The organism is Streptomyces sp. JLBJ103, from assembly GCF_058215575.1.
Window position 1 is genome coordinate 1,024,250 of record NZ_CM177089.1, and the last position, 23,956, is coordinate 1,048,205.

22 protein-coding genes are annotated in these 23,956 nt (G+C 70.9%); 6 read left to right on the forward strand and 16 right to left on the reverse strand.

What is annotated here, in order from left to right; translation table 11 throughout:
* Nucleotides 1-139: 139 nt before the first annotated feature.
* A complete protein-coding gene (locus AC4BEG_RS04160) occupies nt 140-1,309 on the reverse strand; it encodes a geranylgeranyl reductase family protein (protein ID WP_490706977.1) in 1,170 nt (389 codons plus the stop codon).
* Between the two features lie 226 nt (nt 1,310-1,535).
* On the opposite strand from AC4BEG_RS04160, the gene AC4BEG_RS04165 reads away from it, so the two are divergent.
* On the forward strand, nt 1,536-2,942 hold the full coding sequence (locus AC4BEG_RS04165; RefSeq protein ID WP_490704552.1) for a dipeptidase: 1,407 nt from the start codon (nt 1,536-1,538) through the stop codon (nt 2,940-2,942).
* Between the two features lie 708 nt (nt 2,943-3,650).
* Here the strand turns inward: AC4BEG_RS04165 and AC4BEG_RS04170 are convergent.
* The 4 genes from AC4BEG_RS04170 to AC4BEG_RS04185 form a co-directional block, all read right to left on the reverse strand.
* Nucleotides 3,651-4,814 carry an NUDIX hydrolase gene (locus tag AC4BEG_RS04170; RefSeq protein ID WP_490704553.1) on the reverse strand — a complete coding sequence of 388 codons (1,164 nt, stop codon included), beginning with the start codon at nt 4,812-4,814 and terminating at the stop codon, nt 3,651-3,653.
* A 204-nt stretch (nt 4,815-5,018) separates the two neighbouring features.
* Entirely contained in the window at nt 5,019-5,945 is a 927-nt protein-coding gene (locus AC4BEG_RS04175; RefSeq protein WP_490704554.1) for a carbohydrate ABC transporter permease, read from the reverse strand.
* Nucleotides 5,942-6,859 carry a carbohydrate ABC transporter permease gene (locus AC4BEG_RS04180; protein ID WP_490704555.1) on the reverse strand — a complete coding sequence of 306 codons (918 nt, stop codon included), beginning with the start codon at nt 6,857-6,859 and terminating at the stop codon, nt 5,942-5,944. Before AC4BEG_RS04180 ends, AC4BEG_RS04175 begins: the two co-directional genes overlap by 4 nt.
* A 12-nt stretch (nt 6,860-6,871) precedes the next feature.
* Nucleotides 6,872-8,155: an ABC transporter substrate-binding protein gene (locus tag AC4BEG_RS04185; RefSeq protein WP_490704556.1), complete on the reverse strand. Its 1,284-nt coding sequence runs from the start codon at nt 8,153-8,155 to the stop codon at nt 6,872-6,874.
* A gap of 212 nt (nt 8,156-8,367) precedes the next feature.
* On the opposite strand from AC4BEG_RS04185, the gene AC4BEG_RS04190 reads away from it, so the two are divergent.
* Complete coding sequence (locus AC4BEG_RS04190) at nt 8,368-10,437, forward strand: NPCBM/NEW2 domain-containing protein (protein ID WP_490704557.1); 2,070 nt, start codon at nt 8,368-8,370, stop codon at nt 10,435-10,437.
* A 205-nt stretch (nt 10,438-10,642) separates the two neighbouring features.
* On the opposite strand, the gene AC4BEG_RS04195 is transcribed toward AC4BEG_RS04190, so the two are convergent.
* Entirely contained in the window at nt 10,643-11,617 is a 975-nt protein-coding gene (locus AC4BEG_RS04195) for an ROK family protein (protein ID WP_490704558.1), read from the reverse strand.
* A gap of 130 nt (nt 11,618-11,747) precedes the next feature.
* Between AC4BEG_RS04195 and AC4BEG_RS04200 the strand changes: the two genes are divergently transcribed.
* Together AC4BEG_RS04200 and AC4BEG_RS04205 are read left to right on the forward strand one after the other, a co-directional pair.
* Entirely contained in the window at nt 11,748-12,812 is a 1,065-nt protein-coding gene (locus AC4BEG_RS04200; protein ID WP_490704559.1) for a LacI family DNA-binding transcriptional regulator, read from the forward strand.
* Between the two features lie 107 nt (nt 12,813-12,919).
* Entirely contained in the window at nt 12,920-13,372 is a 453-nt protein-coding gene (locus tag AC4BEG_RS04205) for a hypothetical protein (protein ID WP_490704560.1), read from the forward strand.
* Between the two features lie 106 nt (nt 13,373-13,478).
* Here the strand turns inward: AC4BEG_RS04205 and AC4BEG_RS04210 are convergent, their stop codons facing one another.
* Nucleotides 13,479-13,862, reverse strand: a complete 384-nt coding sequence (locus AC4BEG_RS04210; protein ID WP_490704561.1) for an SHOCT domain-containing protein — start codon at nt 13,860-13,862, stop codon at nt 13,479-13,481.
* A gap of 163 nt (nt 13,863-14,025) precedes the next feature.
* Here AC4BEG_RS04210 and AC4BEG_RS04215 point away from each other — a divergent pair, with 163 nt between their 5' ends.
* Nucleotides 14,026-14,655: a GAP family protein gene (locus tag AC4BEG_RS04215; protein ID WP_490704562.1), complete on the forward strand. Its 630-nt coding sequence runs from the start codon at nt 14,026-14,028 to the stop codon at nt 14,653-14,655.
* Nucleotides 14,656-14,705: 50 nt separating this feature from the next.
* Here the strand turns inward: AC4BEG_RS04215 and AC4BEG_RS04220 are convergent, their stop codons facing one another.
* The 7 genes from AC4BEG_RS04220 to AC4BEG_RS04250 all read right to left on the reverse strand — a co-directional run bounded on the left by AC4BEG_RS04220 (nt 14,706) and on the right by AC4BEG_RS04250 (nt 20,904).
* Nucleotides 14,706-16,028, reverse strand: coding sequence for a hypothetical protein (locus AC4BEG_RS04220; protein WP_490704563.1), 1,323 nt, complete (start codon nt 16,026-16,028; stop codon nt 14,706-14,708).
* 332 nt (nt 16,029-16,360) lie between these two features.
* Nucleotides 16,361-17,650 (reverse strand): DUF6986 family protein, encoded by a 1,290-nt coding sequence (locus tag AC4BEG_RS04225; RefSeq protein ID WP_490704564.1) that lies wholly within the window; start codon nt 17,648-17,650, stop codon nt 16,361-16,363.
* A gap of 182 nt (nt 17,651-17,832) precedes the next feature.
* Entirely contained in the window at nt 17,833-18,795 is a 963-nt protein-coding gene (locus AC4BEG_RS04230; protein ID WP_201873407.1) for an electron transfer flavoprotein subunit alpha/FixB family protein, read from the reverse strand.
* Between the two features lie 54 nt (nt 18,796-18,849).
* Complete coding sequence (locus AC4BEG_RS04235; RefSeq protein ID WP_201873406.1) at nt 18,850-19,635, reverse strand: electron transfer flavoprotein subunit beta/FixA family protein; 786 nt, start codon at nt 19,633-19,635, stop codon at nt 18,850-18,852.
* A gap of 200 nt (nt 19,636-19,835) precedes the next feature.
* On the reverse strand, nt 19,836-20,381 hold the full coding sequence (locus tag AC4BEG_RS04240) for a flavin reductase family protein (protein ID WP_490704565.1): 546 nt from the start codon (nt 20,379-20,381) through the stop codon (nt 19,836-19,838).
* Nucleotides 20,382-20,437: 56 nt separating this feature from the next.
* On the reverse strand, nt 20,438-20,518 hold the full coding sequence (locus AC4BEG_RS04245) for a putative leader peptide (RefSeq protein WP_490706978.1): 81 nt from the start codon (nt 20,516-20,518) through the stop codon (nt 20,438-20,440).
* A 59-nt stretch (nt 20,519-20,577) separates the two neighbouring features.
* Entirely contained in the window at nt 20,578-20,904 is a 327-nt protein-coding gene (locus AC4BEG_RS04250) for a TlpA family protein disulfide reductase (protein WP_490704566.1), read from the reverse strand.
* Nucleotides 20,905-21,133: 229 nt separating this feature from the next.
* Between AC4BEG_RS04250 and AC4BEG_RS04255 the strand changes: the two genes are divergently transcribed.
* Nucleotides 21,134-21,865 carry a lysophospholipid acyltransferase family protein gene (locus AC4BEG_RS04255; protein WP_490704567.1) on the forward strand — a complete coding sequence of 244 codons (732 nt, stop codon included), beginning with the start codon at nt 21,134-21,136 and terminating at the stop codon, nt 21,863-21,865.
* A gap of 228 nt (nt 21,866-22,093) precedes the next feature.
* On the opposite strand, the gene AC4BEG_RS04260 is transcribed toward AC4BEG_RS04255, so the two are convergent.
* Both AC4BEG_RS04260 and AC4BEG_RS04265 read right to left on the reverse strand, forming a co-directional pair.
* The gene (locus AC4BEG_RS04260; protein ID WP_490704568.1) at nt 22,094-23,158 is read right to left on the reverse strand and encodes a threonine aldolase family protein; all 1,065 of its coding nucleotides are present in this window, start codon (nt 23,156-23,158) and stop codon (nt 22,094-22,096) included.
* Entirely contained in the window at nt 23,155-23,940 is a 786-nt protein-coding gene (locus tag AC4BEG_RS04265) for an SDR family NAD(P)-dependent oxidoreductase (RefSeq protein WP_490704569.1), read from the reverse strand. The genes AC4BEG_RS04260 and AC4BEG_RS04265 overlap by 4 nt, the downstream gene beginning before the upstream one ends.
* Nucleotides 23,941-23,956 lie beyond the last annotated feature (16 nt).

Here is a 23,956-nt window from a genome sequence, read left to right on the forward strand (position 1 = left end):
ACCCGTGATCACGCGCCACCGCGGGCCCGACTGGGGGACGGGCGGACGGCACCGCCCCGCTTCTGTACCGCGCGGCCCGCGGCACACAGGCACCGGGCGTCCCGGACGCCTGGCGCCGCCCGACGCGGAAGCAAACCCGTTAGCCGCGGTCCATCGCCATCAGGGCGCGGCGCGCTGCCGGGTGGGTGCGGATGAGCTCGGCGAGGGTCGTGGTGCCGCGCGTGATCTTGGTGAACGCGCGCCAGGCCGGGCGGAATCCGGTGAGCGCCGCGTGGAAGACCCCGGGGCGGCGGGCGAAGGCCGCGTACATCCGGCGTCCGACGCCCATCTCCACACCCAGCCCCGCCTTGATCGCGAAGGCGTAGTTCAGGGCCTGGCGGCGGGCGTCGACCGCGTCGTGGGCCTCCGCTATCCGGACCGCCCACTCACCCGCGAGGCGCCCCGAACGCAGGGCGAAGGAGATGCCCTCGCGGGTCCACGGCTCCAGCAGACCGGCCGCGTCCCCGCACACCAGCACCCGGCCGCGGGAGAGCGGGGAGTCTTCGGAGCGGCAGCGGGTGAGATGGCCGGAGGAGATGCTCGGTTCGAATCCGGCCAGGCCGAGCCGGGCGATGAAGTCCTCGAGATAGCGCTTGGTCCCGGCGCCTTCGCCGCGCGCGGAGATGACGCCGACGGTCAGGGTGTCGCCCTTGGGGAAGACCCACCCGTAACTCCCGGGCATGGGGCCCCAGTCGATCAGCACCCGCCCGGCCCAGTCCTCCGCGACGGGCGGCGGGACCTGGATCTCGGCCTCGAGACCGAGGTCCACCTGGTCCAGCTTCACCCCGACATGGGCTCCTATGCGGCTGGCGCTGCCGTCCGCGCCCACCACGGCACGCGCGAGCAGCGTCTCGCCATCGGCGAGCACCACGGCGACGGTGCGGCGGTCCGGCACCGAGGGACCGTGCTGTTCGACGCGGGTGACGGCGGCACCCGTGCGCACCCGGGCGCCCGCGTCCTTCGCCGCCTCGACCAGAGCGGCGTCGAACTCCGGCCGGTTGATGAGGCCGAAGAGAGCCTGCTTGGAGCGGCGGGTACGGGAGAGCTTGCCGTTCATCGAGAAGGTCACCGCGTGCACCCGCTCGCGCAGCGGCAGTTCGAAGCCCGGCGGCAGGGCCTCGCGGGACGGACCGATGATGCCACCGCCGCAGGTCTTGTAGCGGGGTAGTTCGGCCTTCTCCAGCAGCAGCACCCGGCGTCCCGCGCAGGCGGCGGCGTAGGCGGCGGAGGCACCCGCGGGGCCCGCGCCGACCACCACTACGTCCCACACCGACTCGTCGCCTGGCGCTGCCGAAGGCTCTGCCGGGGACTCCCCGTTCCGGTCCGTGTTGTCGCTGCTCACGTGTGCTTCCGCTCCCACTCGGCCGACCTGATCACCCTGCGTTCCCCCACCGTTCGCATCCTACGGCGCGGTGGTGCGTGACCCCGCTGTGGGATGATCGCGGCACCGGATCAAGCCGTACACACGTGCCCATCACAGCACAGGAGTGTCCCCCATGGAGCAGGCACCACACCTTCCGGCCGCGCACCCCGCGGACCACACGGACCACACCGCACTCGCCGCGACCGTCGCCGCCCTCCAGCCGCGCGCCAGGCGGGAACTGGCCGAATTGGTGGCGTTCAAGTCGGTCGCCGACCCGGCGCAGTTTCCGCGCAGTGAGTGCGAGGCCGCCGCGAGATGGGTGGTGGAGGCCCTGGAAGCAGAGGGTTTCCAGGACGTGGCGCTGCTGGACACCCCCGACGGCACCCAGTCCGTCTACGGCCTGCTGCCCGGCCCGGCGGACGCGCCGACCGTGCTGCTCTACGCGCATTACGACGTGCAGCCACCGCTGGACGAGGACGCCTGGCTCACCCCGCCGTTCGAGCTGACCGACCGCGACGGCCGCTGGTACGGACGCGGCGCGGCGGACTGCAAAGGTGGCTTGATCATGCACCTCACCGCCCTGCGCGCACTCAAGGAGCACGGCGGTGTCCCGGTCAACGTCAAGGTGATAGTGGAGGGTTCGGAGGAGCAGGGCACCGGCGGTCTGGAGCGCTACGCGGAGGCGCATCCGGAACTGCTGGCCGCTGACACAATCGTGATCGGCGACGCGGGGAACTTCCGGGTCGGGCTGCCGACGGTCACGGCCACGTTGCGCGGGATGACGCTGCTGCGGGTGTCGGTGGACACCCTCGAAGGCAATCTGCACTCCGGCCAGTTCGGCGGGGCGGCCCCGGACGCGCTCGCCGCCCTGATCCGGATGCTGGACTCGCTGCGCACCGAGGACGGTTCGACGGCGGTCGAGGGCCTGGCGTCGGACGCGGTGTGGGAGGGGCTGACGTATGAGGAGGAGGACTTCCGCAGGGACGCCAAGGTGCTGGACGGGGTCGAGCTGATCGGCTCGGGCACGGTCGCCGACCGCATCTGGGTGCGCCCGGCCGTCACGGTGCTGGGCATCGACTGCCCGCCCGTGATCGGCGCGACCCCCTCGGTGCAGGCGAGCGCGCGGGCGCTGGTGAGCCTGCGGGTGCCGCCGGGGGTGGCAGCGGGCGAGGCGAGCCGACTGCTGTCCGAGCACCTCCGGGCCGCGGCGCCGTGGGGGGCCAGGGTCTCGGTGGAACAGATCGGCGAGGGCCAGCCGTTCCGCGCGGACACCAGCAGCCCGGCGTACGAGGCCATGCGGGCGGCGATGCGTGTGGCGTACGACGGCCAGGAGATGGCGACGGCGGGTCAGGGTGGCTCGATTCCGCTGTGCAACACGCTCTCCTCGCTCTATCCGGAGGCGGAGATTCTGCTGATCGGGCTGAGCGAGCCCGAGGCGCAGATCCACGCGGTCAACGAGAGCGTGTCGCCGGAGGAGTTGGAGAAACTCTCGCTCACGGAAGCGCTGTTCCTGACGGCGTACGCGGCGGGTAAGCGCTAGGCCCTGTCCGGGGGTCTTATGGGGCCCGCGACACCTGGCACCGCGCCCCCAGCTAACGCTGGGAAGTGCCCCCGGCCGCGTTGTCGAAAGGCGCCCGAGTACGCCCAGTACGAGGACGATCCTCCGCCTTGCGATCCTCCCCCAGCTACCGCTGGGAGGTACCCGCTGCACCAGACGCCGCGGGCTGCTCCTCAAAGACCCACCGGACAGGGCCTGGGCCCACAGGCGGCTGGCCCGCCCCGGGCCACCTCAGGCGGTTCCGGCCACCCGCCCGGCCGGACGGCGTGAGCCGGCCCGCCGTGGTGGCCGGAACCACGCCCAGGCCGGGCCCGATTCGGCCACCACGACACAACCCGGCTCTGTATCAGGCCACTTGAGGGCGGGAGCCTGCGGCGAGCTGCTCGGCTGCGGAGTGGTCATCAGCGCCGGGTCGTCACTCCGGCCGCCGGAGTGGCGGCCCAGCTCACCGGCGAGGGTGCACCGGGTACGCCGTCGAGTCCGCCGGGCGAGCGCAGACTTGCGGCACGCCGGTCACCCACACGGCCCGGCCACCTCACGCCCACCCTCGGGCACCCAGCCAGCCGCAGTCAGCCCGTCCCCTGGTGCCGTCGGCCGATCTTCGCGGGCACTCAGTAGATCTCGCCTCTCACGGCCGAACCCCGTCCGGCCCGGGGCACCTTCGGCCCGCCCGTCCAAGCCCCCCACCCCTCAACCCGCCGGGCGCGGCACTCCGACCGGGTCGGTCGGCGGACCGGTCGGCGCACCAGCCGACGGGTGGATCGGCGGATGGGCCGACGAGTCGGCCAAGGTCGCTTCCAGGGCCGCCGCGTCCAGGGGGCGGCCTGCGGGGACGCCCGCCTCGAGGTAGAGGGGGCGGCCCTGTTCGCGGGCGCGCAGCGCCCAGCGCAGGCGGTGCAGCCGTACCGGGGGCAGCAGCCCGGCGGCCTCGCTCTCGGTCACGAAGCGCCAGCCGCGCAACTCCGCGCCGGGCAGCAGCAGTTCGCGCGCGGCCTCCGTGGTGAGGCGGCCGCCGTCGAAGAGCAGCCGCAGACCGCCGAAGCCGGGCGGCTGGGGCCGCTCCCAGTCGGCGACCAGCAGCCGCAGCGGGGCGTCGAGCCGGACCCCGAGTTCCTCGGTGACCTCGCGCACCCCGGCGCACATCGGGGGCTCGCCCGGCTCGACCACTCCGCCGGGGAACTCCCATCCGGGCTTGTAGGTGGGGTCGACGAGCAGCACCCGGTCGTCCTCGTCGAAGAGCAGCACCCCGGCCGCCAGGGTGGCGGCCGTCGGCTCGGGGGTCTGCACGATGTCGCAGTTCCCGGCGCCGTCGCGCACGGCGTCCGCGATATGCGCGGCCGTCTGACGCGGGGTGAGCCCGGTGGTGTCCACGACATGGGCGTCGGTGGTCAGCCAGCCCAGGGCCGCGCGGTAGGGCGCGAGGTGATCCAGACACCAGCGGCGGACGGACTCGCTGGCGTCCGCGTCGCCCGGGATCTCCTCGCGCTCGGCTATTCGCTCGCGAAGGATCGTTTCATCGGTGTGCAGCAGGACATGCCGGACCGGTATCCGACGGGCGGCGAAGCCACCGAAGATCTCATCCCGGTACTCCTGTCTGAGGACCGTCATCGGGACCACAAGCGGACCCCCGACCTCCGCGATCAGGGCCGCTCCGGTGTCCACGACCAGCCGCCGCCAGGAGGGCAGGTCCTGGTAGTCGGACACCTCCTCCAGGCGCTTGCGGGGCAGCAGCATCCGCAGACCGTTGCCGACCAGTTCCGGGTCGTAGAACGTGCTGCCGGGCATGAAGTCCACCAACTCGCGGGCCGCTGCGGTCTTGCCCGCGCCGAACGCACCGTTCAGCCAGACGATCACATTTCCCCCTAATCCATCGCCCCCTGACAGTTGCCCGCATCACCCTGTCACGGAAACGCGCGATCGCACCGGAGTGCCGGATCCCGCCGGATCCCGCCGGATCGCGCCGGATCGCGCCCGTTTGCGTCGCCTCGGTGACCGAGGCGACGCAAACAGGCGAGAAGGGAAGGCGGCGAAGGAGGTGAAGAGATGAAGGGGGCCCGCTCAGCCCTTGCTGGCCCCGAGGGTGAGTCCGGCGATGAAATGGCGCTGGAGAACCAGGAAGACCAGCACCGTCGGCAGCGCCACGATCACCGAACCCGCCGCCAGCAGGTTGTAGTCCGTGAAGAACTGCCCGCGCAGGTTGTTCAGGGCGGAGGTGACCGGGAGTTTGTCCCCGTTGGAGATGAAGACCAGCGCCCACAGGAAGTCGTTGTACATCCAGGTGAACTGCAACGTCCCCAGGGCCGCCAGGGCCGGGCGGCACAGCGGGAGGGTGATCCGCCAGTACTGCGTCCACACCCCCGCGCCGTCCACCCGGGCCGCCTCGACGATCTCCATCGGCAGCGTCCGCATGAAGTTGGCGAGGACAAAGACGCAGAAGCCGACCTGGAAGGCCACCTGGACGGCGAGCACCGCCCAATAGGAGTCGTACATCGTCATCGAGTCCGACATCCAGTACGGCAGGTCGATCTTGTTGAAGAGCACATAGAGCGGGGTGACGATCACCTGCTGCGGCAGCAGATTGCCCGCCGTGAACACCATCAGCAGTACCAGTCCGCCGCGCATCTGGAGCCGGGTGACCGCGAAGGCCACGAACGAGGCCAGGAACAGCGTCAACAGCACCCCGGGCACCGCGATGATGAGCGAGTTGACGAAGTACTTGCCCATACCGGAGTCGCTGAACGCCTGCTTGTAGTAGTCGAACGACAGATGGCGCGGCAGCGAGAAGTAGCCGTGTTCGGCGGTCTCCTCGTACGGGCGCAGCGAGGCGTAGACGGCGAGCAGCAGCGGGGCGAGGAAGGCCAGCGAGACGGTCATCAGGAAGGCGTGTACGCCGAGCCTGCCGGGACGCACCCGGGGGCGCTTGCGCTTGGCCGGTTCCGCGGGGGCGGTGGCCCGCACGGGGGCCGTGGGCGTGGTGACGGTCATCCCTTCTTCTCCCCTCGCAGTTCCTGGACCAGATAGGTCACGATGAATCCCAGGGACACGGTGAGCAGGACGACGGCGACGGCGGATCCGAATCCGATTCTGCTGGCCTCACCGATGATGTTGTCGGTGACCAGGACGGAGAGGAGTTCGAGTCCATTGCGGCCGTGATTGATGGCGTAAACGATGTCGAAGGCGCGCAGCGCCTCGATGACGGTGATGACCAGGACGATCACATTGACCGGCCGCAGGGTGGGCAGCACGATCCGGAAGAACGTCTGCACCTCGCCGGCCCCGTCGATCGCCGCGGCTTCCTTGAGTGAGGCATCCACGGATTTCAGCCCGGCCAGATAGAGGATCATCACATACCCGGTGTGCCGCCAGGCCGCGGCGATCAGCACCATCCAGATATTGAGGTCGGGGTCGCCGAGCCAGTCCACGGGATTGTCCTTGTTGCCGAGGACGGCGTTGAGCGCACCCTGGTCCCGGGAGAAGACCAGTTGCGCCATAAAGCCCACGATGGCGAGTGAGAGCACCACCGGCATATAGATGGTGGACTGGTAGAACCGGCTGAAGCGGACGCCCCGGTCGATGAGCACCGCGAGCAGCAACCCGAAGGGCGTGGCGACGAGACCGAGGAAGGCCAGCCAGAGGAGATTGTTACGAACGGCGGGCCAGAACGGCGGATAGTCGTTGAAGAGGGCCTGGTAATTGTCCGTGCCCACCCACTTGATGTCGCCGATTCCGTCCCAACTGGTGAAGGACAGGCCGATGGAGGCCAGGGTCGGGCCCCAGATGAGGACCAGATCGATCAGGACGGGTATGCCCAGCAGCACACCGATGACGGCGAGGTCGCGGCCTGTGAACTTCCGCGGCCCCGTCCGTCCTCCGGCACGCCGCGCGGTCTTGAGCGGCACTGCGTGATTCTCCTAGCTGGCGGCGAAGATGGTCTTCTTCTGGGACTCGATGTCCTTGGTGAGACCATCGATGTCGTCGGGCTTGTTGATGAACTGCTGGATGGCCCGGATCATGACCTGTGAGGCGAAGTCGGGGCGGGTGTCACGGTCCATGAACTGGGATATCTGCTTGGCGCCGGAGACCAGTTCGGCGGCCTTCTTCTGGAGCGCGTTGTAGGAGGAGGTGGACGCCTCCTTGTGGACCGCGACATTGTTCGGGTCCCGCATCAGGTACTTCTCCTCGGCGGCCGGAGTCGCGAGATACTTCAGCAGCTCCTTGGCCTCCTTCTGCCGCTTGGACTTCTTCGACAGCAGGAAGCCGTCGATGGGGGCCTCGACCGCGTCCTGGCCGTAGGCGGAGTCGATCTCCGGGAAGGGGAAGAAGTCGAGGTCGGACCGGTCGGCGTCGGAGAACTGCTGGCCCGGGTGGGGCAGCCCGAAGACCGCCATTCCGGACTTCTTCTGCGCCAGGCTCTGCGCCGCCTCCTGCCAAGTCCGTCCGTTGGCGCCCTTCTGGTGGTACGGCATGAGACCGCGCCACAGGTCGAAGACGTTTTTGACCTTGGGATCGGTCCACGACTCCTTTCCGCTCATCAGCGAGATATGGAAGTCGTAGCCATTGGCGCGCATGTTGAGGTAGTCGAAGGTTCCCATGGCCGGCCAGCCGTCCTTGTCGCCGAAGGCGAAGGCGTCGAGGCCGTCCTTGTCCATGCGCTTGGCGAGTGCCCGGTACTCGTCGAAGGTCTTGGGTATCTCGTAGCCGTGCTGCTCGAAGACGCTCTTCCGGTAGAAGACCGCCCACGGGTAGTAGTAGTACGGCACGAAGTACTGCTTGCCGTCCTTGCCCGTGGACTGCGCCTTGAGCGCTCCGGAGAATCCGTCGAAGTCCTCCCAGAGGTCGCTGATGTCTGCGAGCAGCCCCTGCTGGGCGAAGAACTGCATGCGGTATCCGGCGAACCACATGAAGACGTCGTCCGGTGTGCCCTTGAGATAGCGGTTGATGTTCTCCTGGAACGACTCGTGGTCAACGGTGTTGACCTTGACGTTCTTGCCGGACTTCTTCTCGTAGGCCTTGAACACCTCGGCGAACGCCTTGCGCGGAACGGCGTCCGAGGCGTTGGAGCCGATCTTGACTTCCTTGCTCGGACCGCCGCAGGCGGTGAGCAGCGTCGGGAGGGCGACCGCCCCGGCTCCAGCCGCGGTACCCCGAAGCAACGCACGGCGGGAGATCCGATGTTCTGACGATGACTGTGCCATGTCCCCCTCCACGGAGGTTAAATCCAACACAAACGAACGTGAGTGAATGGATCACACCCCTCCACAGCCCCCTCGTCAAGGGGTATGGCGAGCTATCGGGCAACTGTTATCAGTTCGCTTCCAACAGACTCCAACATGCTCTACCGTAAACGCTCGTAGCTGTTGCGGCCATGACAGGCCGTAGCGGGCACCGAGAGCAGAGGAGCCGTACGGTGCGCCATTCGCCTCGTTCTACGATCCGTTCAAGATTCATAGGATGTCTAGGAGCAGCCACCCTTGCCGTGGTGGGCCTGTCCGTCCCCGCCGCCGCCCATCCATCGCCTGCCACCAAGGCCACGGCGGCAACGTCCGCCTCGGAAACCTCATCGTCCGCAGCAGCCGAGGACGGACTCGCCCTCACCCCTCCGATGGGTTTCAACAACTGGAACTCCACCCACTGCCGCGATGAGTTCAACGAGGAGATGATCAAGGGGATCGCCGACCTCTTCGTCTCCAAGGGACTGAAAAAGGCCGGTTATGAGTACGTCAACCTCGACGACTGCTGGGCACTGCCCGACCGCGACGCCAACGGCAAGCTGGTGCCGGACCCCAAGCGCTTCCCGAGCGGCATCAAGGGCGTGGCCGACTATGTCCATTCAAAGGGGCTGAAGCTCGGCATCTACACCAGCGCGGGCACCAAGACCTGCAACGAGCACGGCTTCCCCGGCGGCCTCGGCCATGAGGAGTCCGACGCCCGGCAGTTCGCCGACTGGGGCGTCGACTACCTCAAGTACGACAACTGCAACAACTGGGGCATCGACGCCAAGCAGCGCTACCGCGCCATGCGCGAAGCGCTGAAGAAGGCATCCGAGGCCACCGGCCGCAAGATCGTCTACAGCATCTGCGAATGGGGCGAGAACAAGCCCTGGGAGTGGGCCAAGGACGTCGGCCAACTCTGGCGCACCACCGGCGACATCAGTGACAACTGGGGCAGCATGCTGAGCATCGCCAAGCAGAACCTGCCCCTCGCGGAGTACGCGGGCCCCGGCCACTGGAACGACCCGGACATGCTCGAGGTCGGCAACGGCGGGATGACGGACACCGAGTACCGCAGCCACTTCTCCCTCTGGTCGATCATGGCCGCGCCGCTGCTGATCGGCACCGATCTGCGCAAGGCCACCCCCGAGACCTACGAGATCCTCGGCAACAGCGAGGTCATCGCCGTCGACCAGGACCAGCTGGGCAAGCAGGGGAAGGTGCTCTCCTCCCAGGACGGGCGCTGGGTCATCACCAAGGAGATGAAAGACGGCAGCCGCGCCATCGCCCTGTTCAACGAGACCGACCAGCCGCAGCACATCGCCACCACGGCGGCCGAGGCCGGACTGCCCCAGGCTCCCGCGTACAAGCTGCGCGATCTGTGGCAGCACCGGACCTACCAGACCGCCGGTACCGTGTCGGCCACCGTCCCGGCCCATGGCACCGTGCTCTACCGCGTCTCCGCCGACAAGAACTGGGCCTCGTACCCGCCCGCCGCCGACCTCGGCCTCAAGGGCACCGCACTGGCCGAGGCGGGGACCCCGGCCAAGCTGGACACCACCTTCACCAACCTCGGCCGGGCCGCCGCCCGTTCGGTCGCGGTCAAAGTCACCGGTCCGGAGGGCTGGAGCGCCAAGGCCACCTCACCGTCCGGCGCCGGCTCGCTGGGTTCCGGCAAGACGCTGACCACGCACTGGCGGCTCACCCCGCCCGCCGGCGCCAAGCCCGGGGCGTACGACCTGAAGGTGCGGGCCGACTACCGCTCGCCGACCGGCGCGCGGGGCCGTACGGAGCTGTCCTCGACGGCCCATGTGGTGGTGGCACCGCCCTCCGGGAGCTCCTCCGCGGGCGATCTGCCGTGGGTGAGCGCCGCCAACGGCTGGGGTCCGGTGGAGCGGAACACCAGTGTCGGTGAGAGCGAGGCGGGCGACGGCCATCCGCTGACCATCGGCGGCGCCACCTACGCCAAGGGCCTGGGCGCCCATGCGCCGAGCGAGATCACGTACTACACCGGCGGCCGGTGCTCGACGTTCTCCGCGCAGGTGGGCGTGGACGACGAGAAGATCCAGAATGGCACCGTCACCTTCGAGGTGTGGGCCGACGGCAAGAAGGTGGCCTCGACCGGCACCCTGACCACCGCCGACTCCGCCAAGGCGATCTCCGCCGCGGTCGACGGCGCCGAGACCGTACGGCTTGTGGCGACCGACGCCGGTGACGGCAACGACAGCGACCACGCCGACTGGGCCGACGCGACCTTCAGCTGCTGACGTCACCCCCCACCGAGACGGGCTCCTTCCCGCCCCTGCCCCGCCTCAGCACACGGGCAGCCCGGGAAGGGGCCCGTCTTTCTCACCGCCCTTGACGCAGAAGGAGTTCACTCCCTGGCGCAACCTGCCGGAGGAGCAGCCCGCGGCGCGCGGGCCCGATGAGATCCGTCGGACCGGGCCTACGGGCAGCGGGGGACAGCCGGGGTCAGCCGCCGGTCGTGGGCGTGCTCGTGGCGCGGAACCGGTCCAGCCCCCGTTCCTGCGCCGCCGCGGCGGCCGCGCCGACCAGTCCCGCGTCGGTGCCCATTTGCGCCGGAACCACCTCCAGCCCTTGGACGTACGACAGGGTCGCGTAGGAACGCAGGGCGAGCCGCAGGGGCGCGAAGAGCACCTCGCCCGCGCCCGCCACCCCGCCGCCGACCACCGCGACCTCGATCTCGACCAGTGCGGCGGTCGCGGCGATCCCGGCGGCCAGCGCCTGTGCCGCACGGGCGAACGAGCCCTGCGCGACCGGGTCCCCGGCCCGCGCGGCGACCGCGACGGCCTCGGCGGTGGTGTCCCCGTCCGGGCCCGGTCGCCAGCCGCCGTCCAGGGCCCGGCGGGCGATGTTGGGGCCACTGGCGATGCGCTCGACACAGCCGCGCGACCCGCAGGGGCACGGGTCCCCGTCGAGGTCCACGCTGATGTGGCCGATGTGTCCAGCGTTGCCGGTGGGGCCGGGGTGTACCCGGCCGCCCAGCACCAGTCCGCCTCCGACACCGGTGGACACCACCATGCACAGCGCGCCGGTCCGGCCGCGGGCCGCGCCCTGCCAGTGTTCGGCGGCGGTCATCGCCACCCCGTCGCCGACGAGGGTGACCGGCAGTTCGCCGCTGATCTCCCGGACCCCGGCGACCAGCGGGAAGTCACGCCAGCCAGGGATGTTGACCGGGCTGACGGTGCCCACGGAGGCGTCCAGCGGGCCCGCGCTGCCGATCCCGACGGCGGCCACCCGCGCCCAGTGCTCGGTGGCCGTCATCTCCCGCAGGACCGCGGAGACCTCCCGCATCACCGTGGCGCCGTCCTCCCGCGCGGGGGTGGCGCGGCGGGCCCGTACGACCGGGGTGCCGGTTCCGTCCACCAGAGCGCCCGCGATCTTGGTCCCACCGATGTCCAGTGCGGCGATGAGGTCACGTGGCATGGATGTCGACTCTCCTGGTGGGCCCGGCGCCAAGGGTGTGCGGGACCAGTTTTCCCTGCCGCTGACAACGTTGTCCAGAGGCTATGCTCGACACCCTCCGCCACCACGACCGCGACGGGACGAGCGCACCGTGACCGACACCGCCCCGGGCTCCGCCGGCCGCACCACCCCCCACCGCTACGGCACCCGGCCCACGATGAAGGACGTCGCCGCCCGCGCCGGCGTCGGGCTGAAAACCGTATCGCGCGTGGTCAACGGCGAACCGGGGGTCACCCCGGACACCGAGCGGCGGGTCCAGGAGGCCATCACCGCGCTCGGCTTCCGCCGCAACGACAGCGCGCGCATCCTGCGCAAGGGCCGTACCGCCAGCGTCGGCCTGGTCCTGGAGGATCTGGCCGACCCCTTCTACGGTCCGCTCAGCCGCGCCGTGGAGGAGGTCGCCCGTGCCCATGGCGCGCTGCTGATCAACGGCTCCAGCGCCGAGGACCCTGAGCGGGAGCAGGAGTTGGTGCTCGCCCTGTGCGCCCGCCGGGTGGACGGTCTGGTGGTCATCCCGGCCGGACACGACCACCGTTATCTGGCCCCGGAGATAGCGGCGGGGGTGGCCACGGTCTTCGTCGACCGCCCGGCGGGCCACATCGACGCCGACGCGGTGGTCTCCGACAGCTTCGGCGGGGCACGGGAGGCCGTCGCCCACTTGATCGCCCACGGCCACCGCAGGATCGGTTTCCTCGGCGACCAGCCGGGCATCCACACCGTCGCCGAGCGGCTGCGCGGCTATCGCGCCGCGATGGCCGAGGCCGGGCTGCCGGTCCATGACGCGTGGGTCTCCCTCGGCCCGACCGATCCGGCGCGGGTACGGGCGGCGGCCACCGCCGCGCTGGAGGGCGCCGAGCCGGTCACCGCGCTCTTCGCGGGCAACAACCGGGTGACGGTCACCGTCGTCCGGGTGCTCGCCGAACGGCCCGCGCCCGCGCCCCCGGTGGCCCTCGTCGGCTTCGACGACTTCGAGCTGGCCGATCTGCTCTCCCCCGCCGTCACCGTGGTCGCCCAGGACGCCGCCCAGCTCGGCCGTACCGCCGCCGATCTGCTCTTCCGCCGTCTGGACGGCGCGGGTGGCGAACCCCGCCGGGTCGTCCTGCCGACCCGGCTGATCCCCCGCGGCTCCGGCGAGCTGCCCCCGTCCGCGTCCTGAACGGACCCGCTCCTGAACGGACCCGCCCCGGTTGCTCCGTCCCCCGGCCGCCCGCAGGGTGGGAGCGGAGGACCGGGACCCCCGGCCGCCGGGACGAGGGAGACACGATGAGCGGGCGCCCAACGCGGACGATCTGCGCGGTGAGCCTCATGGCCGTGCTGGCGGCGGCCGCCGTCGGCTGCTCGGACGAGGGTGGCACCCCGTCGTCCGCGGTGTCCCGGGCCTCCGCCGCCGTGGCGTCGGCGACCGCGTCGGCCAAGGCCGAACTGGACAAGATCAAGGGCGGGCACGAGGCCACCCGCGATGTGCGGGCGGCCCCGGTGTCGTTCAACGGACAGGGGCGGGCGATGACCCGGCTGACCGTCACCAACTCGGGGAAGCAGACGGCCTCCTACGCGGTCCTGGTCAACTTCCGCAACGCGGACAAGGACCTGGTCGACGCCGTGGTGGTGACCGTCTCCTCGGCCGCGCCGCACACCCCCGTGAAGGTCACCGCGCGCAGCCACCGCAAGCTCTCCGGAAAGATCACCGCACAGGTCGGCACCGCGGTGCGCTACTGAGCGCCGCGGCGCCGGTACCGGTGTTCGGGGCGGCTCCTTATCGAACCGCCCCTCGCTGCGCTGCTCCTCGTCGTCTCGTCCCCCGGCTCCTCGAGCGTTGCCCGGCTCAGGCGGCGAGCACCTTGGCCTTGGCCCGCTCGTACTCCTCGGCGGTGATGTCACCGTGGTCCTTCAGCTCCACCAGCCGTGACAACTCCGCGGCGCGGCCGGTTCCGGCGGTCGTGCGCACGAACTCCCGGAAGTCCTCGTCGGCCTTCTCCGCCCGCGCCATCTGGCGCTCGCCCATGCCCTTGCCGCGGGCCATGAGATACACGAAGACACCGAGGAAGGGCAGGATCACCACGAAGACCGTCCAGCCGGCCTTGGCCCAGCCACTCAGCGAGTCATCACGGAAGATGTCGCCGAAGACGTGGAACAGCAGTATCAGCCACAGGACCCAAAGGAAGATCCACATCGTGGTCCAGAACACATTCAGCAGTGGGTAGTCCATCGTCTGCCTCCCGTCGGACACGCCCGGCGGGATCGCAAGGACCCCACCCGGGCCCACATCTCCAGGCTACGTCCGTTGACCGGACCGCCCCGGTCGGCGCAAGCCCGGATGCCGGACGGGCGCGGGTGCGGGGGAATGGGAGTGGAGAGACGAAGGGCGGCCAATGGACCTCCAGATCCTTCCGCTCGCCGTCACCATGATGGCGGGTCCGCAGATCGTGGCCGCTGTGATCCTCGTGACCACGCGGCGGCCGGTACGTGTCTCGCTGGCGTTCCTGCTGGGCGTGGCGATCGCGACGACGGCCGGAGTCGCCCTCACCCGGGGGATCTTCGCGCTGCTGGGCAACGCGGTGTCCCCGGGCAGCCCCGAGCAGCCCGGGTCGGCCGCCACCGTGCTCCAACTGGTGCTGGTCGGGCTACTGATGGCGGCCGCGGTGAAGAACTACGTGAAGCGCGAGACCGTGGAACCGCCGAAGTGGCTGGGCTCTCTGATGGAGGCGGATCCCGGCAAGGCGTTTGTCACCGGGCTCCTGATCATCCTCTGTATGCCGTCCGACATCGCGGTCATGCTGACCGTGGGGGCCTCGCTGGAGCAGTATGGCGCGGGTCTGGTGGAGGCGCTGCCGTTCATCGGGCTCACCGTGCTGATCGCCGCGCAGCCGCTGCTGGTCTATCTGCTCTTCGGCAACCGGGCGCGGGAGGCCATGCCCCGGCTACGGGAGCGGCTGAGCAGCCACAGCTGGGTGGTCAATATCGCGGCCTGCCTGATCTTCATCGTGCTGATCCTCACCTGAGGATCGTGTTGATCCTCATCTGAAGCCGACCTCGTGGGGCCTTAAGCGCCTCAGCCCTTGAGACGGCCGCGGTCGGCACCGCCGGTGCGGCCGGTCGCGGCCAGCAGGGCGATCACCGCGAGCGCGGCCAGCAGGATCAGCACCAGGAACACCACGGTGAGCACGGTGGGGTGGTTCCACAGGGCGAACACCCCGACCGGCCCCAGCAGGGCCCCGGTGGTCAGCCCCCGCCGGTGGTCCGCCGTCCAGGTCCCGGCCCGTCCGGTGCGCATCCCGTGGGCGGCGCCCCAGCGCGCGGCGGTGTCGGCGGCATGCTCGGCGGTGCCGCGCACCGCGCGCGGCAGCCGTCCGGGCCCGGCGAGATACGCGCCGAGGGCGACCACGAGGCAGAGCACCAGCACGGTGACCACGGTGACCCGCAGGAAGTGCACCACGGTGTCGAAGATGGCCGAGGCGGCGGCCCGGGAGAGCACGCTCGGCGGTACATGGTCCAGGTAGTAGCGGCGGCCCACGGCCAGGGCGAGTACCAGCAGGAGCGAGGCGGCCGCGGCGCCCAGGGCGGCGCGGGCCAGGGCGCGGCGGCGCCGGTGGGCGAGCAGTACGCCGGTGCCGCCGAGGGCGAAGGTCAGCAGCGGGAGCCAGTTCCCGGCCAGGTCGAGCAGCCGGGCCGAACGTCTGATGGTGTCCAGTTGGTCGGAGTGGAAGAGGATCAGCTTCTGGTTGATGTCGGGGATGCCCGCGGCGGACGGGAACCCGGCGGACATCAGTTGATGTCTGACCCGGTCCACGGCGGGGCCCACGTTGAGCACGACGGTGTCGCCCTCGACGCCGACCGGCCCGTGGCGCTTGCCGGTCAGGGCGTCCACGACGGCGGTGTGGGCGGCCCGGTTGGCACCGGTCCACACCGCGGCGAACTGCTCGCTGTGCACGATGTGCGCGGCGACCCTCCGCACCGCCTGGTCGAGGGCGAAGTCCAGTTGCGGGGCCAGCCCCTCGACGGTGTCGGCGGCCTTCGGCGGAAGGCCCTGGGCGCGCATCCAGTCGGCGATGTCCTCGGTGAACTCCTGGCTGTCGCGGCGCATGTCGACTGCCTCGCCGACCCGCCGCACGGCGGTGTCCTGGATGGCCGGATCGGTGGCGAGCGGGGCGACGGTCGCCACGAAGCGGTCGGTGTTCAGGACGTTGTCGTGGACCCATACGGTCAGCACCGACGCCGGGACGAGCAGACAGGCCAGCAGGATCAGCAGGGCCGAGACGGCCCTGCTGACGAGCTGTCCGGGCCCCCGCTGCCACGCCCCGGCGCCGTCCCGCCCGGCCGGGGCGGACGGCTCCGGCGGGGGCGTACCCGGCGGGTCGTCATGGGCGCTCGCCATGCCACCATCTCCGGCCCTCCCCGGCGGTGCCGCATCCCGGGTGACACGTCCGGGTGAGCAAATGTGGCCGGGCGGGTCATGCGTCCGGATGACGGGCGAACGGGGTACGGGCCAGGTCCTGTCCGGTGGATCTTCGCGGATCAGCCCGCGGCGTCTGGTGCAGGGGGGCACCTCCCAGCGTTAGCCGGGGGAGGATCGCAAGGCGGAGGGTCGTCCTCGTACCGGGTCGTACTCGGACGATCCCGACAACGCAGCGAGGTGCCGTGCCAGGCATCGCGGGCCCGCGAAGATCCGCCGGACAGGGCCCAGGGGTGGCCGGCGGTGTTCCGGGATCAGCCCGCGGACGTCCCCGGGGCGCGACCGGCGAGCGCGTCGAGCTCGGCGCGGGCCAGTCCGGTCAGCCGCTCGACCTCGGCGGCGTCCAGCGCCCCGCAGTCCAGGCCGCGCAGCAGATGGCCGCTGAGCGCGCGGGCGGTGGCGGGTTCGTCCATCACGGCACCGCCCGCGCGCCGTACATAGGCGGACAGCCGCTCCGCGGCGGCCTCCAGGCCCTCGCGGTAGAAGCCGTAGACGGCGGCGTAGCGGGTGGGGAGATGGCCGGGGTGCATGTCCCAGCCCTGGTAGTACGCACGGGCCAAGGAGCGCCGGACGAGGCGGTGGTGGAGCCGCCAGGCGTCGTGGACGCGCTCGGCCGGGCCGATGGGCAGGACGTTGGTCGAGCCGTCGGAGAGCCGGACACCGGTGCCCGCGGCGGCCACCTGCATCACGGCCTTGGCGTGGTCGGCGACGGGGTGGTCCAGGGACTGGTGGGCGGGGCTGACCCCGCAGGCGGCGCTGTAGTCGAAGGTGCCGTAGTGCAGTCCGGTGGCGCGCCCCTGGGCGGCGTCGATCATCCTGGCGACGGTGGCGCGGCCGTCGGGGCCGAGGACGGCCTGGGTGGTCTCGATCTGGATCTCGAAGCCGATCCGGCCCGGGGTCAGTCCGCGGGCCCGCTCGAACTCCTCGCACAGCCGCGCCATCGCGGTGATCTGCTCGGGATAGGTGACCTTGGGCAGGGTGAGCACCAGACCGTCGGGGAGCCCGCCGGAGTTCATCAGCCCGGTGAGGAAGATGTCCAGGGTGCGGATGCCACGGTCGCGGACGGCGGCCTCCAGGCACTTCATCCGGATACCGAGGTACGGCGGCGCGGTGCCGTCGGCGTGGGCGGCGGCGACCAGGGAGGCGGCGCGGGCGGCCGCGGCGTCCTCCTCGGCGTCGGGGCGCGGGCCGTAGCCGTCCTCGAAGTCGATGCGCAGATCCTCGACCGGTTCGCGCTCCAGCTTGGCGCGCACCCGGCGGTGCACGGGCTCGGCGAGTTCACCGGGGATGCCGAGGACGGCGGCGAGGGAGGCGGCGTCGGGGGCGTGTTCGTCGAGGGCGGCCAGCGCCTGGTCGCCCCAGGAGCGGATGGTGTCGGCCGCGAAGGCGTCGGCGGGGACGTAGACGGTGTGGACGGGCTGGCGGGTGCCGGGATCGCCGGGGTAGCGGCGGGCGAGTTCGGCGTCGACGGCGGCGAGGGAGGCGGCGATGCCCTCGCGTACCGCACCCGGAAGGCTGGTCTCCACCGTTTCGCGCCGGACCATTCCCGCACCTCCACGCCTCGACCGCACGGATCCACGCTTTCAACAATTCGTTGAATGAACGTATCCGGGCGGCAGGAGCGGGTCAACACCCGCGCCCGGCGGGCGGGAACGCGCGACGACGGCCGTGGGGCCCCGTACGCGGTGTGCGACGTACGGGGCCCCACGGGCGGGCTCGGCGGAGATCAGCCCTTGCGGGACTTGACCTCTTCGGTGAGCTGCGGGACGACCTCGAAGAGGTCACCGACCACGCCGTAGTCGACCAGGTCGAAGATCGGGGCCTCGGCGTCCTTGTTGATGGCCACGATGGTCTTCGAGGTCTGCATACCGGCGCGGTGCTGGATCGCGCCGGAGATGCCCGCCGCGATGTACAGCTGTGGCGAGACCGACTTGCCGGTCTGGCCCACCTGGCTGGTGTGCGGGTACCAGCCCGCGTCCACCGCGGCGCGCGAGGCGCCCACGGCGGCGCCCAGCGAGTCGGCGAGCGCCTCGACGACGGGGAAGTTCTCCGCGCCGCCCACACCACGGCCACCGGAGACCACGATCGCGGCCTCGGTCAGCTCCGGACGGCCGGTCGACTCGCGCGGGGTGCGGGAGACGACCTTGGTGCCGGTGGCCTGGTCACCGAAGGAGACGCTCAGCGGCTCCACGGTGCCCGCGGCCGGAGCGGCCTCCGGGGCGGCCGAGTTGGGCTTGACAGTGATGACCGGCGTGCCCTTGGAGACCCGGGACTTGGTGGTGAACGCGGCGGCGAAGACCGACTGGCTCGCCACCGGGCCCTCGTCACCGGCCTCCAGGTCGACGGCGTCGGTGATGATGCCGGAGCCGATGCGGAGCGCGAGCCGGGCCGCGATCTCCTTGCCCTCCGCGGAGGACGGCACCAGCACGGCGGCCGGGGAGACAGCCTGGTACGCCGCCTCCAGCGCGTCCACCTTCGGGACCACCAGGTAGTCGGCGAACTCGGGCGCGTCGGCGGTGAGGACCTTGACCGCGCCGTACTCGGCGGCGGTGGCGGCGGTGGCCTCGGCACCGGCGCCGAGGGCCACGGCCACCGGCTCGCCGATACGGCGGGCCAGGGTCAGCAGCTCCAGGGTGGGCTTGCGGACGGCACCGTCCACATGGTCGACATAGACGAGGACTTCAGCCATGGGAATCGCTCTCCTGCGAAATGCGAGATGTCGGGGGCGGTGGGACGGCGCGGCTCAGATGAACTTCTGGCCGGCCAGGAACTCGGCGAGCTGCTTACCGCCCTCGCCCTCGTCCTTGACGATCGTGCCCGCGGTGCGGGCCGGGCGCTCCGTGGCGGAGTCGACCGCGGTCCAGGCACCGTCCAGACCGACCTCGTCCCCGTCGATCTCCAGGTCGTCCAGGTCCCAGGAGGTCACCGGCTTCTTCTTGGCGGCCATGATGCCCTTGAAGGACGGGTAGCGGGCCTCGCCCGACTGGTCGGTCACCGACACCACGGCCGGGAGCGACGCCTCGAGCTGCTCGGTGGCCGTGTCGCCGTCGCGGCGGCCCTTGACGGTGCCGTCCTCGACCGAGACCTCCGACAGCAGGGTGACCTGGGGAACGCCCAGGCGCTCGGCCAGCAGCGCCGGAAGGACACCCATGGAGCCGTCGGTGGACGCCATACCGCAGATCACCAGGTCGTAACCGGTCTTCTCGACGGCCTTGGCCAGCACCAGCGAGGTGCCCAGCACATCGGTGCCGTGCAGATCGTCGTCCTCGACGTGGACGGCCTTGTCCGCCCCCATGGACAGCGCCTTGCGCAGCGCGTCCTTGGCGTCCTCCGGACCCACGGTCAGCACCGTGATCTCCGCGTCGTCCGCCTCGTCGGCGATCTGGAGCGCCTGCTCGACCGCGTACTCATCCAGCTCCGAGAGCAGGCCGTCCACATCGTCGCGGTCGACAGTCAGGTCTTCGGCGAAGTGCCGGTCGCCGGTGGCGTCGGGCACGTACTTCACACAGACAACGATCCTCAAGCTCACGCCGGCTCTCCTACTGCATCGTCTCTTCCGAGCTGCCTTGTGCTGGCAGCATAGGCGCCTTCGGGGGCGGTATCCGTTCGGTTCCCGGCCGAAGCGGCCCCCGTACCGAACGAAATATTACTCGTCAGTACAGCCAGCTCATTCCCTGTTCGCAAGCCGTATGAACTGTGACGTTGCCAACGGACGATCAGCGGGACTTCTCAGTCCCGAAGTGCGTTGAAGCGACCCTGGTGGTACAGCAGCGGACGGCCCGCCCCCGCCGGATCCCCGGCGGTCACCTCGCCGATGACCAGATGGTGGTCACCGGCGGGTATCCGGGCCGCCACCCGGCACACCAGCCACCCCAGTACCCCGTCCAGCAGTGGTACCCCCTCCGGCCCCGGGCGCCAGCCGGTGCCCGGCCCGAAGCGGTCCGCACCACTGCGGGCGAACGTCTCGGCCAGCTCCCGCTGGTGCTCCCCCAGGATGTGCACGCCGACATGCCCGGCCTCGGCGATCACCGGCCAGCTCGAGGAGGCGGTGCCCACGCCGAAGGAGAGCAGCGGGGGCTCAGCGGCCACGGAGGCGAGCGAGGTCGCGGTGAACCCCACGGGCTTCTCGCCGCGCGCGGTGATCACGGCCACCCCGGCCGCATGCCGCCGGAAGACCGAGCGGAGCAGCGTGGAGGGGTCGACGGCAGCGGAGAAGTGGGAGGTGGGTTCGGACGCGGCGAGCCGGGGCGTGCCCAGTTCGGGCGTTGCCGTCATGAAGGTGCCCTTCTGCGGGAGAGTACGAGCGGGGGGAGCCGTTGATTCGTCGTCGCTCACCCGCCCGGAAAGCGTGCGCTCGCGGTCCGCAGCAGATCCACGTGCACGCGTCCGTAGAGAAGGAGTCCAGGCCGCATGACGTTCACCCTGACGACGCCCGGAGCACACCGTCAAGTGCGGGCCGGGATGGGGGTCGTCACACCGCATCACCCAAGGCGGCGATGACATCGGCCCGGCGGGGCTGTCCGGCGGCGCGGCGGACGATCCGGCCGGAGGCGTCCAGCACCAGCACGGTGGGGGTCCGGACCACGTCCAGTGCCCGCACCAGCTCCAGCCGCGCCTCGGCGTCGATCTCGAGGTGGACCACGCCGTCCACCATCGCGGCGACCTCGCCCAGCGTCCGCCGGGTGGCCCGGCAGGGCTGGCAGAAGGCGCTGGAGAACTGGACGAGCGTCGCCCGCCGTCCCAGTTCTCCGCCCAGCTCGGCGGCGCTCAGCCGCCCGCTCCGGTCCCCGTCGCGCACCTCGCCGTCCTTCCTTCACCCGTTCGTCGGCCACCCTTGGGCCGTCCCTCATGCAGCGTTTCCGCGCCCGTGGAGATTCCCGGACGTGATGAGGATCTCCCGGCAGGGCCGTGCCGTGCGGTAGCCCCAGAACCCGACATCGGGCAGCATCTGGCAGAAGCCGCAAACCTACGGCCGCGTAACTTCCGCCGGGAGAGCCCTCCCCGGAACATCGACGAAGGGTCCCTCTATGGCAGAGCTCGTCTACCCGCCGGTCGTCGGCGTCGCCCACACGATGTTCAAGGCGATGGATCTGCGCTTCGACATCAAGGGCACCGAGAATGTCCCGCAGCGGGGCGGCGCGGTTCTGGTCAGCAACCACATCGGCTATCTCGACTTCGTCTTCTGCGGGCTGACCGCCCGTCCGTCGAAGCGGCTGGTGCGGTTCATGGCGAAGGAGTCGGTCTTCCGGCACAAGGTGTCCGGACCGCTGATGCGCGCCATGAAGCACATCCCGGTGGACCGGGCGGCGGGTATGGAGGCGTACAAGCACGCCCTGAAGGCGCTGCGCTCGGGCGAGATCATCGGGGTCTTCCCGGAGGCGACCATCTCGCGCTCGTTCACCCTGAAGAACTTCAAGACCGGCGCGGCACGACTGGCCCAGGAGGCGGGCGTTCCGCTGCTGCCGATGGCGCTGTGGGGCACCCAGCGGCTGTGGACCAAGGGCCACAAGCGGGCGCTGGGCCGCAACCACTTCCCGATCACCATGCGGATCGGGGAGCCGATGGAGGCCGATCCCAGCGAGCCGTCGGGCACCCTGACCGAGCGGCTGCGGGGCCGGGTCCAGGAGCTGCTGGAGGCGGCGCAGCGGGCGTATCCGGTACGGCCGAAGGACCCGGACGACACCTGGTGGGTCCCGGCCCACCTCGGCGGTACGGCGCCCACCCCGGCCGAGGCGCTGGCCCTGGACCGCGGCCGCTGAGCGCTCCGCCGGAAGTGCCGCGAGGTGCCGTCGTTCGTCCGCGGCTGCCTCGTGGCTGGTCGCGCCCACGCGGCGGAGCCGCACATCGGCACAGCCCCGCGCCCCTTCGGGGCGCAACCGAACCGCACCGGACGTCAGCGGGTCCGCTCGGAGACGCGGACACGACATGAGGGGCGGGCCGCTTGTGCGGTCCGCCCCTCATGCGTCGATCGCGTCGATCGCCCGGCGCTACGCCTTGCCCATCTCTTCCTTCAGCGCCGCGACAAAGCCGTCGACGTCCTCCTCGGTGGTGTCGTAGGAGCACATCCAGCGCACATCGCCGACCGCCTCGTCCCAGAAGTAGAAGCGGTACCGCTTCTGGAGGCGTTCGCTCACATCGTGCGGCAGCCGGGCGAAGACCGCGTTGGCCTGGACCGGGTAGAGGATCTTCACCCCGTCCACCTCGCGCACGCCCTCGGCAAGACGCCGGGCCATGGCGTTGGCCTGGCGGGCGTTGCGCAGCCACAGATCGCGTGCGAGCAGCGCCTCGAGCTGGACGGAGACGAACCGCATCTTGGAGGCGAGCTGCATGGACAGCTTGCGCAGATGCTTCATGGCGTGCCCGACGTCCGGGTTGAGCACCACGACGGCCTCGCCGAACAGCATGCCGTTCTTGGTGCCGCCGAACGACACGATGTCCACGCCCGCCACATTGGTGAACGACCGCATCGGCACATCCAGGGACGCGGCCGCGTTGGCTATCCGGGCCCCGTCCAGATGGACCTTCATCCCCCGCTCATGGGCGTGGTCGCAGATGGCCCGGATCTCGTCCACCGTGTAGACCGTGCCCAGCTCGGTGTTCTGGGCGATCGAGACGACCTGTGGCATCGCCCGGTGCTCGTCGTCCCAGCCCCACGCCTGGCGGTCGATGAGGTCGGGGGTGAGCTTGCCGTCCTCGGTGGGCACGGTGAGCAGCTTGAGCCCGCCGACGCGCTCGGGGGCGCCGCATTCGTCGACGTTGATATGCGCGGTCTCGGCGCAGACGACGGCGCCCCAGCGGTCGGTGAGGGCCTGAAGGGCGACGACATTGGAGCCGGTGCCGTTGAAGACCGGGAACGCCTGGGCGTCGGGGCCGAAGTGGCTGCGCATGATGAACTGGAGGTGCGCGGTGTAGTCGTCCTCACCGTAGGCGACCTGGTGGCCTTCGTTGGCGAGGGCGAGCGCGGCGAGGATCTCCGGATGCGCCCCCGCGTAGTTGTCGCTGGCGAATCCGCGTATCTCGGGGTCGTGATGGCGACGGGCGTCGGTCCTCACGGCTTGGGGGTCAGCCACAGGCGGGTTCCGTTCACTTCCTGGGCGGGCCGGTCCCAGACCCCGGTGATGGCCTCGGCCAGCTCCTTGGCGTCCGTGAAGCCCGCGAACTTCGCGTTGGGGCGTTCCGCGCGCATGGCGTCGTGCACCAGCGCCTTGATCACCAGGATGACAGCGGCGGCCGACGGCCCGCCCTCGCCCCCCAGTTTGCGGAAGGAGTCGCCGAGCGCGAGCGTCCATGCCTCGGCGGCGGCCTTGGCCGCGGCGTACGCGGCGTTGCCCGCGGTGGGCTGGGACGCGCCCGCCGCGCTGACCAGCACATAGCGGCCCTTGCCGCTGCGCTGGAGGGCGTCGTGGAAGGCGAGCGAGGTGTGCTGGGCGGTGCGGATCAGCAGATTGTGCAAGGTGTCCCAGTCGGCGAGCGGGGCGTCGGCGAAGGTCTTGCTGCCGCGCCAGCCGCCGACCAGGTGCACCAGGCCGTCGACCCGGCCGAACTCCTTCTCGGTGCGGTCGGCCCACTCCCGGGTCGCCCCCAGGTCCAGCAGGTCCACGGTGTCGCCGGTGACGGTGGCGCCGCCATGGGCGTAACGCGCGGCGTCCACCGCCTCGGCCAGCCGGGCCGGGTCGGCGTCGGAGGCCACGACGGTGGCTCCGGCCTCGGCGAGCCGGAGCAGTGTGGCGCGGCCCGCGGGGCCGGCCGCCCCCGCCACCGCCACGACCGCGCCCTCGAGGGGGCCCTTGCCGCCCGGCTCGTTGGGGCTCGGGCTCGACGTCGGTGTGGTCATGTTCGTTGCCTCCTCG